Source organism: Pseudomonas sp. 21, assembly GCF_000955805.1.
In the GTDB taxonomy this organism is placed as follows: domain Bacteria; phylum Pseudomonadota; class Gammaproteobacteria; order Pseudomonadales; family Pseudomonadaceae; genus Pseudomonas.
In genome coordinates this window covers 130,928-143,523 of record NZ_JYOA01000007.1, presented here as the reverse complement: position 1 = coordinate 143,523, position 12,596 = coordinate 130,928, and the positions used below count along the sequence as shown (strand labels likewise).

The following is a 12,596-nucleotide window of genomic DNA, read 5'->3' as shown; positions in this document are numbered from 1 at the left end:
AAGCGGAAGTGCCCAAATGTCTGATCTCAAGACCGCTGCCCTCGAATATCACGCCCAACCCCGCCCCGGTAAACTGAGCGTCGAGCTGACCAAGCCGACTGCCACCGCCCGCGACCTGTCGCTGGCGTACAGCCCGGGCGTCGCCGAGCCGGTGCGCGAAATCGCGCGTGATCCGGAACTGGCCTTCAAGTACACCGGCAAGGGCAACCTGGTCGCGGTCATTTCCGACGGCACCGCCATTCTCGGCCTGGGCAATCTCGGCCCGCTGGCCTCCAAGCCGGTCATGGAAGGCAAGGGCGTCCTGTTCAAGCGCTTCGCCGGTGTCGACGTGTTCGACATCGAAGTCGACGCCGAGAGCCCGCAGGCCTTCATCGATACCGTCAAGCGCATCTCCATCACCTTCGGCGGCATCAACCTGGAAGACATCAAGGCACCCGAGTGCTTCGAGATCGAGCGCGCGCTGATCGAGCAGTGCGACATCCCGGTCTTCCACGATGACCAGCACGGTACCGCCATCGTGACCGCCGCCGGCATGCTCAACGCGCTGGAAATCGCCGGCAAGAAGCTGGAAACCGCGAAGATCGTCTGCCTGGGCGCCGGCGCTGCCGCCATCTCCTGCATGAAGCTGCTGGTGAGCATGGGCGGCAAGGTCGAGAACATCTACATGATCGACCGCCAGGGCGTGATCCACGCCGGCCGCAACGACCTGAACCAGTACAAGGCCGTGTTCGCCACCGAGACCGACAAGCGCACCCTGGCTGACGCCCTGGAAGGCGCCGACGTATTCGTCGGCCTGTCCGGCGCCAACCTGCTGAGCCCGGACGACCTCAAGCGCATGGCGCCGAACCCGATCGTCTTCGCCTGCTCCAACCCGGATCCGGAAATCAAGCCGGAACTGGCCCACGCCACCCGCGACGACGTGATCATGGCCACCGGCCGTTCGGACTACCCGAACCAGGTCAACAACGTACTGGGCTTCCCCTTCATCTTCCGCGGTGCCCTGGACGTACGCGCCACCCGCATCAACGAAGAAATGAAGATCGCCGCCGCCCTGGCCCTGCGTGACCTGGCCAAGCTGCCGGTACCCAAGGACGTGTGCGACGCCTACGGCGTGAGCGCGATCGAGTTCGGCCGCGAGTACATCATTCCGAAGCCGATGGACAAGCGCCTGATCACCGTCGTTTCCGACGCCGTGGCCAAGGCCGCCATCGAGACCGGCGTGGCGACCCTGCCGTATCCGAAGCACTACCCGCTGCAGTCGGTGGAAGACGTCTTCAAAGGCTGATTCCGTCTGATTTGAAGAACCCCGCCTCGGCGGGGTTTTTCTTTTTCCGCTGAAGGAAATGAAGAGTTACCGATTAATGACTGAAGGCAGGAGCCTTCAGAACGCACCGGACTATCCTTCCCCGCTCATGCATTGACGCGTCCGCTGCCCTGGAGCGGGCCGGGCGCATGGGGGAACATCATGACTCGGACTTTGCTGGCAGTCGCCACCCTGGCGGCCAGCGCCGCGCTCATCGGTTGCGCAGGGGCACCGCAAATGAGCTGGGATCGGGTGGGGGATTCGGCACAGCGCGCCGCCACCAGCGCTGATGTCTGGGCTCCGGTGGCTGGCGCGGCGGTGATCGCCGCGGGCGGCTGGGACCACAAGTGGCAGAAGTCGGCGAGCAACCATGACTGGTTCTTCGGCGGCGACGCCAACCAGGCCGCCGACCGCATGCTCAACCTCGCCACCGGCCTGAGCGTGGTCACCGGCCTGGTGGCATCGCCCAAGGACGTGAGCAGCGAGGAGAAGTGGAGCTGGCGCGGGCGCAACCTGACCTTGCTGGCGGCGGACCGCTATGCGGTGACCGGCTTCGTCGAGGAGGCCAAGGAATGGTCCGGACGCGAGCGGCCGGACGGGATTCCCGACGACTCCTTCCCGTCCAAGCACACCGCCGTGACGGCCGTGCACACCAGTTTCACCCGTCGCAACCTGGACTATATCGATATGGACCCGACCTGGCGCTACACCGCCAAGGCCGGGCTCTACACCCTCGACGGGCTGACCGCGCTATCGCGTGTGGAAGGCGACAAGCACTATCCCACCGATGTGCTGGTGGGGATGGCCGTGGGCAATTTCTTCGCCAACTTCACCTACAACCTGTTCCTCGAAGGTCCGGAGAGTGAGCGTTACAACGTGACCGTGGTGCCGGAAACCGGCGGCGGCATGAGCCTGCGCGCGGCGATGCTGTTCTGAGGTTGGCGCGGCGCCGTGGGCAGCGTCTAGTCTTGAAAGCTTCTCCCTGGACGACATCCGCGATGCCGCTGCGCCTGCTGCTGATCCTCCTGCTTCTGTGCGTGACCAGCGCGGCGCCGGCCGGGGAAGTGCTGCGCATTGCCGCGGACCGCTGGCCGCCCTACGCGGATCGCCAGTTGCCGGGCAACGGCGTGGCGGTGCACCTGGTGCAGGCGGCGCTCAAGCGTGCCGGTTACGCCAGCGAGTACATCGAAGTGCCCTGGCCGCGCGTGCTGCACGGCGTGGCCAACGGCGAGTACGACCTGGTGGCGGATGCGTGGTATTCGCCGGAGCGGGAGTCCTTCGCTGTCTATTCCGAGCCCTACCTGGTCAACCGCGTACGCCTGATCAAGCGCCAGGGCTCGCCCATCACCTTCGGCAAGCTGGCCGATCTCTATCCTTACCGCATCGCCATGGTCCGCGGGTACGCCTATTCCGAGGCGTTCAACAGCGATCCGAAACTGCAGCGCGTACCGGTGTTCAGCTTCGTCAACGCGGCGTTGATGCTGCAGGCCGGCCGAGTGGACCTGACGCTGGAAGACGAGATCACGGCGCGCGTGCACTTCAACGGCGACCTCGCCGAACTCAAGGGCCAGTTGGAATTCCTGCCGGTTCCGCTGACCGAGAATGGCCTGCACATCCTGGTCGGCCGGCATGTGCCCGACCACGCGGCGATCATCGCGGCGTTCAACAAGGCGATCCACGAGATGCACGAGGACGGCAGCTACGACGCGCTGATGCGCGAGCACGGTCTCTGACGGGGCTTTGGGCTCTATGCAGGAGCGAGCTTGCTCGCGAACCCCGATTCACTCCGGTGCAATGCGTTCGCGAGCCAGAACTGGGCGTCCCCCTCGATCCTGCAAAAGCGTCAGGCGGCTTCGCTCTGCTCCGCTCCGAGGTCCTTCTTCAGCAGGTGCGCCGCCAGGGTGCGCAGCGGCGTGAGCTGCCGGCAAATGAGTGCCAGCTGGGTCTGTACCAGCCGGTGGGCGTCGTCCTGTTCCTCGGGCAACTCTTCCAGGCGCTTGGCCAGCGCGTCTTCCTCGTCGCTGTAGATAGCCACCGGGCGTCGCTCGTTGAGCCGCGCGGCGATGTCGTCGAGGCTGGCGGTGAGGCGCTCGGCGGCCTCGGCGATGAGGTCGTCGTTGACGTCGGGCGGCAGCTGGTTGCGGTGCGCGCCGAGGGCGGAAAGGTAGCTGAGCAGGGTGTGCGACAGCACCAGGAAGCGGAAGCCGATCTCCGCGTCCTTCCGGAAGTGGCCGGGCTCCAGCAGCATGTTCGACAGTGTGGTGGAGAGCGTCGCGTCGGCGTTGTGCGCGTTGCGCCGCGCGGTGCGGTAGGCGAGGTCGTCGCGCTTGCCGTTGGCGTACTGCTGCATGATTTCCCGCAGGTAGCGGCTGTTGCACGCCAGGGTGCCGCCGACCAGCCGGTGCAGGCTGCGCCCGTGCCAGTCGGGCAGCACCAGGAACACTGCGATGCCGGCGATCAGCGCGCCGAGCAGGGTATCGAACAGGCGCGGCAGGATCAGCCCGTAGCCGTCGCCCACCTGGTTGAAGCAGAACAGCACCAGCAGGGTGATCGCCGCCGTCGCCAGGGTGTAGCGGGTGCTTCGCGTGGCGAAGAAGGCGACCCCGGCGACCACCGCCAGCAGCGACTGGACCAGCGGGTTGGGGAACAGGTCGATCAGCGCCCAGCCGGCCACCAGGCCGACCAGCGTGCCGAGGATCCGCTGCACCAGGCGGATGCGCGTGGCGCCGTAGTTCGGCTGGCAGACGAACACCGTGGTGAGCATGATCCAGTAGCCCTGGGTCGGGTGGATCAGGTGCAGAACGCCGTAGCCGGCAGCCAGTGCGAGCGACAGGCGCAGGGCGTGGCGGAACAGCAGTGAGGTCGGCGAAACCTGCAGGCGGATGCGCTCCAGCGCGTCCTTGAATGAGCGTGGCGAGCGGTCCAGCAGTGTGCTGTCCTGCTCGTCGTCGAGCATGTCGGGGTTGCTCGCGCCGCTGAGCTTGCGGTCCAGGGTGGTGAGGTTGGCCGCCAGCGCGCCGAGGGAGCGCAGCAGGCCGCGCCAGGCCGGGTTGCCCTGCTGGCGCAGGTACTCCAGCGAGGCGTTGAGGTCGGCCAGGGCCAGTTCGCTGTCGTTGTAGTCGAACGGCTGGCGCAGCTGGATTGCCTTCGCCAGCGCCTTGCATGCCTTGCCCTGCTGGTTGAGCAGGCGCTGGCAGCGGAACAGCACGTCACTGTGGAAGAAGGCTTCGGCCAGCTGGTTGTACGGGTAGTGCGACGAGCTGGCGCGCTCGTGAACGTCCTGGGCGATGAAGTAGAGCTTCAGGTAGCGGCTGATCTTCGGGCTCGGCCTGCCGTGGGACAACCGTGCGAGGATGGTTTCCTTGGCCTGGTTGAGCGCCACCACGACGCGCCCGTTCTGCCGCGCCAGCGCCAGGCGCTGGGCTTCGACGTCGAGCTGGCGCAGCGGCTCCAGCAGGGTCGACTTGATCTTCAGGTACTCGCCCAGTTCGAGGAACAGCTTCGCCAGGCTCTGCTGCACCGGCTGGTTGGCGAACAGCGCGTTCCACAGCACCGAGAGCAATCCGTACCAGCCCGCACCAGCCACCAGCAGCAGCGGTTCGCGCCAGAAGTCGGTGGGCGTACCGCCGCGCTGGTCGACGCCGATCATGGTGTAGATCGACAGGATCAGGGTCGCCGAGGCGATCGCCGCATAGCGCTCGCCGAGGGCGCCGAGCAGGGTCATGGCGAAGGTCGAGAGCGCGAGCCCGGCGACGAACAGGGGCGGGTAGGGGAACAGCAGTTCTACCGCCAGCGAGGCGATGGTGAAGCACGCCAGGGTCACCAGCAGTGCCTGCAGGCGGCCCAGCCAGTGGTCGTCGGTTTCCGCCAGGGCGCTGGCGATGACCCCGAGGAACAGCGGGATGACCAGCTCCGGCCGACCCTGCAGCCAGCACGCGAGCATGACCCCGCTGAGGGCGACGAACACCCGCAGGCTGTAGGCGAACTTGTCCAGCGCCCAGAGGCGCCGCAGAGACTGGAGCAGTGGGGAGGAAAACATGCGCGTGCGGGACTTCCGAATGTCTGCTGCTCAGACTAGCGGAACGACTGTCGTGCGGCTATCGCGAGCGAGTCACGCACCGACGCGGCTGAGCCGCGGGGCTTTCTGTAGGAGCGAGCTTGCTCGCGAACACTGTTTGCCGACGTTATCGATATCGTGCGGTTCGCGAGCAAGCTCGCTCCTACAGGGGCTTTCCGGTCAGAGGATGCGCGCCTTGAACGAGCGGCCCTTGATCTTGCCTTCGTTGAAGTGCTTCAGCGCCTGCTTGGCGATGTCGCGCTCCACGGCGACGAAGGCCTGGAAGTCGAAGATGGCGATCTTGCCGACCTGTGTGCCTTTGAGGCCCGCATCGCCGGTCAGCGCGCCGAGGATGTCGCCGGGACGCAGCTTGTCCTTGCGCCCGCCGGCGATGGCCAGGGTGGTCATCGGCGGCAGCAGCGGGGTGTCGTTGGCCTTGAGGAAGTCGATGCGTTCCCAGTTCAGCGGCGCGCCCTGCAGGTCTTCGATGGCCTGCGCGCGGTTGGCTTCGGCGGGAGTGACCAGCGACAGCGCCAGGCCCTTTTCGCCGGCACGACCGCTGCGGCCGATCCGATGGATGTGGATCTGGGCATCGCGCGACAGTTCGACGTTGATCACCGCTTCCAGCGCGGCGATGTCCAGCCCGCGCGCGGCCACGTCGGTGGCCACCAGCACGCTGCAGCTGCGGTTGGCGAACATGGTCAGCACCTGGTCGCGTTCGCGCTGCTCCAGGTCACCGTGCAGGGCCAGTGCGGAAATCTTGCGGGCGTTGAGTTGCTCGACCACTTCCATGCACTGCTGGCGGGTATGGCAGAACGCGACGCAGGATTGCGGGCGGAAATGCTGGAGCAGGCGGACGACGGCATCGAGGCGCTGCTTGGGATCGATCTCGTAGAAGTGCTGCTCGATCTGACTGTCGTCGTGCAGCGCTTCCACTTCCACGCGCTCGGGGTTCTTCAGGAACTTCGCCGCCAGCTGGTCGATACCCTCGGGGTAGGTGGCGGAGAACAGCAGGGTCTGCCGGCGCGCCGGGGCCTGGCCGATGATGTCGGCGATGCTGTCGTAGAAGCCCATGTCGAGCATGCGGTCGGCTTCGTCGAGCACCAGGGTGTTCAGGCCATCGAGCTTCAGGGTGCCGCGGCGCAGGTGTTCCTGGATGCGACCGGGGGTGCCGACCACCACGTGGGCGCCGTGCTCCAGCGAGCCGATCTGCGGGCCGAAGGGCGTGCCGCCGCAGAGGGTCAGCACCTTGATGTTGTCGGCGGCGCGGGCGAGGCGGCGGATTTCCTTGGCCACCTGGTCAGCCAGCTCGCGGGTCGGGCACAGCACCAGTGCCTGGCAGCCGAAGTAGCGCGGATTCAGCGGGCTGAGCAGACCGATGCCGAAGGCGGCGGTCTTGCCGCTGCCGGTCTTGGCCTGGGCGATCAGGTCGCGGCCCTTGAGGATCGCCGGCAGGGCGGCAGCCTGGATCGGCGTCATCTCGCGGTAACCGAGAGAATCGAGGTTGGCCAGCAGGTCGGCCGACAGCGCGAGGCTGGAAAATGCAGAGGTGGTCACGAAGGGAGCCCGGGTGAATCCATATGGCCGCGCAGTGTAGCAGGAGAGCACCCTCAAAAGGGCTGAGAAGCCGATATGGCAAGGGTTTGAGGCCGCTCGTCAGAATTTCTCCAAGTGGCGATGAACGGTTTTTTCAAGAGATTCGCTTTCCGCAGATTTTTATCGTAGAGTTTCCGGACTGTGTTTGCATGGGTCGCCGTCGATCGTGACCTGATGCGGTCGGTTATTCCACCCCGTCCTGCTCGACTCCTTGTAACTCCTTGCAACTCAGTTCCTGGCCATTCGTGGCTAATTTCAAAAATACGTTCCAAGGAGAACACCATGTCGAATCGTCAGAACGGCACCGTCAAGTGGTTCAACGAGACCAAAGGCTACGGCTTCATTACCCCGGAAAGCGGCCCGGACGTGTTCGTACACTTCCGCGCTATCGAAGGTAACGGCTTCAAGACCCTGGCCGAAGGCCAGAAAGTCAGCTTCGAGGTCGTGCAGGGCCAGAAAGGCATGCAGGCCGAGCGCGTGCAGGTGATCTAAGATCCCCTGGCGTCAGCCAAAAAGAACCCCGGGTGGAAACATCCGGGGTTTTTTATTGCCTATGTTCTGATTGCCCATAGTGCCGCCATCGACTTTCCGGAGCCGCCATCCATGCCATCGCCCGCCTTCCGCCTGCTGCTCGCCGGCCTGCTCTTCTCGGGCAGTGCCCTTGCCGCCGACGCCCCCGCGCAGCCCACCACCTGGGGCTGGGTGGAAACGCTCATGCTGATGCCCGAGCAGGCGCCGCTCAAGGCCAAGCTGGACACCGGCGCGCAGACCTCGGTGATGGATGCGCGCAACATCGTCCGGATCAAGAAGAACGGCGAGCGCTGGGTGCAGTACGACGTGATGCTCACCGACCCTGCCACCGGCAAGGAGCAGCGCCTGCCCTTCGAGCGGCGCGTCGAGCGTGTGCTCAAGTTCAAGAACGAGAGCGGCGTCGAGCGCAGCCCGGTGGTGCTGATGGACGTCTGCCTGGGCGGCAAGGTCTATCGCGAGCAGTTCACCCTGCGTGACCGCCAGACTCTGGACTACCCGGTGCTGCTCGGCCGCCGCACCCTGGAACACCTGGGCGCGGTGGACGCCTCGAAGACGCAGACCGTCGCGCCTACCTGCAAGCCCTGATCAGTGCTCATCGACGCCATGCTCGGGCTCGACCCGGCGTGGCGTGGTGCGGCCGTCGTCGGCGTTGAGCTGGAAGAAGATCGCCGCCGCCAGCATCGAGAGGATGCCGACGCTGAAGTAGGTCGCGTGGAAAGCTGACAGCACGTCGCCTTGCGCACTTTCCTGGTCACCATTGAAGCCGCCCAGCAGCGCCGCCGCGCAGGCGATGCCCATGCCGATGGACAACTGCATGACCACCGAGAGCAGGCTGTTGCCGGCGCTGGCGTTGTCGTCGCGCAGGTCGATCAGGGAGAGGGTGTTCATCGCGGTGAACTGCAGCGAGTTGATCCCGCCCAGTATCGCCAGCTGCACCAGCAGCAGCGCGTAGGGAGTGTTCTGGTCGACCAGGCCGAGGCTGGCGATCATCGCGCCGAGCAACAGGGTGTTGCCCACCAGCAGCTTGCGGTAGCCGAACAGGTCCAGCAGCGGTCGCGCCAGCGACTTGATCACCATGGCCGCCAGTGCCATCGGGATCATGGTCATGCCCGCCCGCGACGGCGAGAAGCCCAGGCCGATCTGTAGCAGCAGCGGCGTGAGGAAGGGCAGGGAGCCGCTGCCCAGCCGTGCGAACAGGTTGCCCAGCACACCGACGGCGAAGGTTCGCGTCTGGAACAGAGACGGAGGGAACAGCGGCGCCTCGATCTTCAGTGCGCGCAGCCAATACGCCGCCAGCAGCACCAGGCCGCCCACCAGCAGCAGGACCACGCGCACATGGGGCATGCGCAATTCGCCCAGGCCTTCCAGGGCGATGGTGATCAGCACCATGGAGCCGCCGAACAGCAGGAAGCCGATCGTGTCGAAGCGCGTCGCACGCACGCCGTGCAGGTCCGGCATCAGGCGCAGGGCGACGATGAAGCCGACCAGCCCCACCGGCAGGTTGATCAGGAAGATCCAGTGCCAGCTGGCATACTCCACCAGCCAGCCGCCCAGCGTCGGGCCGGCCAGCGGACCGAGCAGGCCGGGGATGGTGACGAAGCTGAGGATGCGCACCAGCTCCGTTCGCGGGTACACGCGCAGGATCACCAGGCGCCCCACCGGCATCATCAGCGCGCCGCCGATGCCCTGCACCACGCGGGCGCCGACCAGGCTGCCAAGGCTGGGCGAGAGCGCGCAGAGCAGCGAGCCGAAGCTGAACAGGAAGATCGCGAAGAGGAAGACCCGGCGCGTGCCGAAGCGGTCGGAAATCCAGCCGGAGGAAGGGATCAGCAACGCCACGGTGAGCAGGTAGGCGATCACCACGCCCTGCATGCGCAGCGGGTCCTCTTCCAGCGAGCGGGCCATGCTCGGCAGGGCAGTGTTGAGGATGGTGCCGTCCAGGGCCTGCATGAAGAAGGCGATGGCCACCAGCCAGGGCAGCAGGCGGGCCACGCGGGGCGTGAGGATGAAGGGTTCGCTCATGGTCGGTCCGTCGGGCGGGAATGGCTCTAGCTTAGGGAATCTTTGGCGTTCGCGGGGAAAAACGCCGCGGCAGCGGAGAGACGACTCTAGCTCGCCGCCAGCCCAGGGAATTGGACGAACGGCCTTTCGTTGCCCACTGGCGAGGGAGTTCCCTGTCGCTGCCTCGGGAGGTCGATCATTGGCGGTCCTGTGACCGCGCCGTGCTTTTCCCCCGTCGCGCCTCCCAGGGCGGAACAATGGCCCCGGCTCCCGGTCGATATGGCGTCCGGTACCCCCAGGAGACAGCGATGTCCGTCAAACCCCGTGTCACCCTCGCACTGGCCGCCCTGCTGGCGGCTTCCTCCGCATTCGCCTTCAACCTGGGCGATGCCGCCAAGGCGGTGTCCGGCGCGACCGGCGCCGATACCTCGCGCGTTGCTTCCACCCCGCAGACCAGCGGCCTGCTCAGCGCCCTGACCGGCCAGCTCGGCGTCAGCGACGAACAGGCGCTCGGCGGTACCGGCGCGTTGCTGGGCCTGGCGAAGAACAAGCTGAGCACCGCCGACTATTCGCAGCTGGCGAAGACCGTTCCCGGCCTCGACAAACTCACCGGCAGCAATGCCCTGGGCGGCCTCGGTGGCCAGCTCGGCGACCTGGGCGGCGGCGCTTCCAGCGGCCTGCTGGGCAACGTCAGCAGCATGGGCGACGTGAGCAAGGCCTTCGGCGCGCTGGGCATGGACCAGGACATGACCGGCAAATTCTCCAGCGTGCTGCTGGATTACCTCGGCAAGCAGGGCCTGAACAGCAACCTGCTCGGCACCCTGGGCAGCCTCTGGGGCACCGGCGCCTGATATCCGCCGGCCGGCGCGGAACCGCCGCGCCGCGCCCCGGTCCTATCGACGATCCGGCCCCGTCCTGGGGCCGGACATCCGTTTTCCGGAGCCGTCGATGCCCACCCGTTCCGTCGTCTTCCTGGCTGCCGCCTGGCTGGCCGCTTCCCCCGTGTTCGCCGCTACCTTCACCGACGCCAGCGAGCCCGTCACCGAGACGCAGAGCGTGCCGCCCGCCGCCAATGCGCTGCTGGGCAACCTCACCAAGCAGCTGGGTGTCAGCGAGCAGCAGGCCATCGGCGGCACCGGCGCCTTGTTGGGGCTGGCGATGAACAGCCTGAAGGACACCGACACGGCACAGTTGCAGAAATCCCTGCCGAACCTCGACCAGCTCGCCGGCAACAGCTCGCTGGGCGATCTGGGTGGTGCGCTGGGTGGCTTCGGTGGGCTGGGCAGCGCCGCGGCGCTGCTGGGCGGGATCAACAACCTGCAGGACGTCGACCAGATCTTCGGCGTGCTGGGCATGGACCAGTCGATGATCGGCCGCTTCGCCGGGGTGATCCTCGACTACTTCACCGAGCAGGGCTTGAGCAGCCAGCTGCTGGGGACGCTCGGTGGACTCTGGGGCACGCCGACGGCCCCGCTGACGCCGGCTGCGCCGGTCGCCGGGCGGGGCGCCTGAGCCGCGTCAGAACTCCTGGCGCAACTGTTCGATGCGCGCATCCTTCTGTTCCCACAGCTGCGATACCCACTGCTGCACGTACTGGCGGAATTCCGCATCGTTCTCGTAATCGCCCTGCCACAGCGCGGGGTCGATCTCGCGCGCCTGGATATCGACGATGATGCGCGGCACGCGTCCGCAGAGCAGGTCCCAGAAGCCCGGTCGTGGGCCCTTCGGGTAGACCAGGGTGACGTCCAGCAGCGTATCGAGCTGCTCACCCAGCGCGGCCAGCACGAAGGCCACGCCGCCGGCCTTGGGGCGCAGCAGGTTCTGGTAGGGCGACTGCTGCTGGGCCTGCTTGGCCGGGGTGAAGCGCGTGCCTTCGAGGTAGTTCACCACGGTCACCGGCATGCGCTTGAATTTCTCGCAGGCGGCCCGGGTGATGTCCAGGTCCTTGCCCTTGAGTTCCGGGTGCTTCTCCAGGAAGGCCTTGCTGTAGCGCTTCATGAAGGGGTAGTCGAGCGCCCAGAAGGCCAGGCCGAGGAAGGGCACCCAGATCAGCTCCTTCTTGAGGAAGAACTTGAAGTAGGGCGTCTTGCGGTTGAAGGCCTGCACCAGCGCCGGAATGTCGACCCAGGACTGGTGGTTGCTGATCACCAGGTAAGAGGTGTCGCCACGCAATTGGGCGCCGCCGCGGATGTCCCAGAGGGTGGGCGTCATCAGGGCGAAGATGGCCTTGTCGATCTCCGCCCAGGTCTCGGCGATCCACATCACCCCGCGCGAGCAGGCGTCCTTCGCGGCCTGACCGGGAATGATCAGCTTGAGCAGCGCGATCAGCATCATAGGCCCGATCAGGATCAGGGTATTGAGCAACAGCAGGAGGCTGGCGATGACGCCTTTGACTGCCGGCATGGGGTCCATTCCTTGTGCGACGGTGGCGCGGCCATGATACGCAGACAATTGTTCCTGCCCAAGCGGCGCGGGTATGGCGAACCAATGGCCGCCGTGCTAGTCCTATGCGACGTAATCCACCCCGGAGATTCCGCGTGAAACGCGCCCTTGCTCTGCTTACCCTCATCGCACTGCCCGGCCTCGCCCTGGCCGCCGAGACCAAGCTCTACGGCCGCTACGAATGGGTCAGCCTGCCCGAACTCGACCAGACCCTGCAGGCCAAGATGGACACCGGCGCCTACACCTCCTCGCTGTCGGCCAAGGACATCCAGATCTTCCAGCGTGACGGCGAGGACTGGGTGCGCTTCAAGCTGGCCACCAAGGACGGCGGCGACTCGGTATACGAGCACAAGCTGTCGCGCATCTCGAAGATCAAGAACCGCACCGAATCCGCTGGCGAGGACGAAGAGGAAGAGGCCAGCCCCGGCCTCAGCCAGCGCCCGGTGATCGAGCTGCCGGTATGCCTGGGCGGAGACCAGCGCACCATCGAGGTCAACCTCACTGATCGCAGCCACTTCAACTACCCGTTCCTGATGGGCACCAAGGGCCTGCGCAAATTCCATGTCGCGGTGGACCCGGGTGAGCGCTTCGTCGCCGGCAAGCCGAGCTGCTCCTGATCCTCGATTGACGCGGCGCGGGGCATGATGGACCCTTCCGGGACTTTCC

The 12,596-nt window shown here is 66.2% G+C and carries 12 protein-coding genes; 8 read left to right on the top strand and 4 right to left on the bottom strand.

Translation table 11 applies throughout. The annotated features are described in order from the left end of the window. The first annotated feature begins 16 nt into the window (after positions 1-16). The 3 genes from UB43_RS16120 (at position 17) to UB43_RS16110 (ending at position 3,036) form a co-directional block, all read left to right on the top strand. A complete protein-coding gene (locus UB43_RS16120; RefSeq protein ID WP_045212856.1) occupies positions 17-1,285 on the top strand; it encodes a malic enzyme-like NAD(P)-binding protein in 1,269 nt (422 codons plus the stop codon). A 180-nt stretch (positions 1,286-1,465) separates the two neighbouring features. Further along, the gene (locus UB43_RS16115; protein ID WP_045212854.1) at positions 1,466-2,239 is read left to right on the top strand and encodes a phosphatase PAP2 family protein; all 774 of its coding nucleotides are present in this window, start codon (positions 1,466-1,468) and stop codon (positions 2,237-2,239) included. 62 nt (positions 2,240-2,301) lie between these two features. Further along, positions 2,302-3,036, top strand: a complete 735-nt coding sequence (locus UB43_RS16110) for an ABC transporter substrate-binding protein (RefSeq protein WP_045212851.1) — start codon at positions 2,302-2,304, stop codon at positions 3,034-3,036. Between the two features lie 110 nt (positions 3,037-3,146). Here UB43_RS16110 and yccS read toward each other — a convergent pair whose 3' ends face one another. Further along, entirely contained in the window at positions 3,147-5,342 is a 2,196-nt protein-coding gene (gene yccS / locus UB43_RS16105; RefSeq protein ID WP_045212849.1) for a YccS family putative transporter, read from the bottom strand. A gap of 198 nt (positions 5,343-5,540) precedes the next feature. Beyond that, positions 5,541-6,917: an ATP-dependent RNA helicase DbpA gene (dbpA, locus tag UB43_RS16100; protein ID WP_045212847.1), complete on the bottom strand. Its 1,377-nt coding sequence runs from the start codon at positions 6,915-6,917 to the stop codon at positions 5,541-5,543. A gap of 321 nt (positions 6,918-7,238) precedes the next feature. Between dbpA and UB43_RS16095 the strand changes: the two genes are divergently transcribed. Together UB43_RS16095 and UB43_RS16090 are read left to right on the top strand one after the other, a co-directional pair. Beyond that, positions 7,239-7,448, top strand: a complete 210-nt coding sequence (locus UB43_RS16095; protein WP_017520182.1) for a cold-shock protein — start codon at positions 7,239-7,241, stop codon at positions 7,446-7,448. A 111-nt stretch (positions 7,449-7,559) separates the two neighbouring features. Continuing rightward, complete coding sequence (locus tag UB43_RS16090; RefSeq protein ID WP_045212845.1) at positions 7,560-8,072, top strand: RimK/LysX family protein; 513 nt, start codon at positions 7,560-7,562, stop codon at positions 8,070-8,072. Here UB43_RS16090 and mdtD read toward each other — a convergent pair whose 3' ends face one another. After that, positions 8,073-9,509 carry a multidrug transporter subunit MdtD gene (mdtD, locus tag UB43_RS16085; RefSeq protein ID WP_045212843.1) on the bottom strand — a complete coding sequence of 479 codons (1,437 nt, stop codon included), beginning with the start codon at positions 9,507-9,509 and terminating at the stop codon, positions 8,073-8,075. It abuts the gene before it with no gap. A gap of 287 nt (positions 9,510-9,796) precedes the next feature. Between mdtD and UB43_RS16080 the strand changes: the two genes are divergently transcribed. Together UB43_RS16080 and UB43_RS16075 are read left to right on the top strand one after the other, a co-directional pair. Further along, on the top strand, positions 9,797-10,339 hold the full coding sequence (locus tag UB43_RS16080) for a DUF2780 domain-containing protein (RefSeq protein WP_045212841.1): 543 nt from the start codon (positions 9,797-9,799) through the stop codon (positions 10,337-10,339). Positions 10,340-10,436: 97 nt separating this feature from the next. Then, the gene (locus UB43_RS16075) at positions 10,437-11,000 is read left to right on the top strand and encodes a DUF2780 domain-containing protein (protein WP_045212839.1); all 564 of its coding nucleotides are present in this window, start codon (positions 10,437-10,439) and stop codon (positions 10,998-11,000) included. Positions 11,001-11,006: 6 nt separating this feature from the next. On the opposite strand, the gene UB43_RS16070 is transcribed toward UB43_RS16075, so the two are convergent. Beyond that, positions 11,007-11,891, bottom strand: a complete 885-nt coding sequence (locus UB43_RS16070; RefSeq protein WP_045212837.1) for an acyltransferase — start codon at positions 11,889-11,891, stop codon at positions 11,007-11,009. A gap of 134 nt (positions 11,892-12,025) precedes the next feature. Here UB43_RS16070 and UB43_RS16065 point away from each other — a divergent pair, with 134 nt between their 5' ends. After that, positions 12,026-12,547 carry an ATP-dependent zinc protease gene (locus tag UB43_RS16065; protein WP_045212835.1) on the top strand — a complete coding sequence of 174 codons (522 nt, stop codon included), beginning with the start codon at positions 12,026-12,028 and terminating at the stop codon, positions 12,545-12,547. Positions 12,548-12,596: the final 49 nt, after the last annotated feature.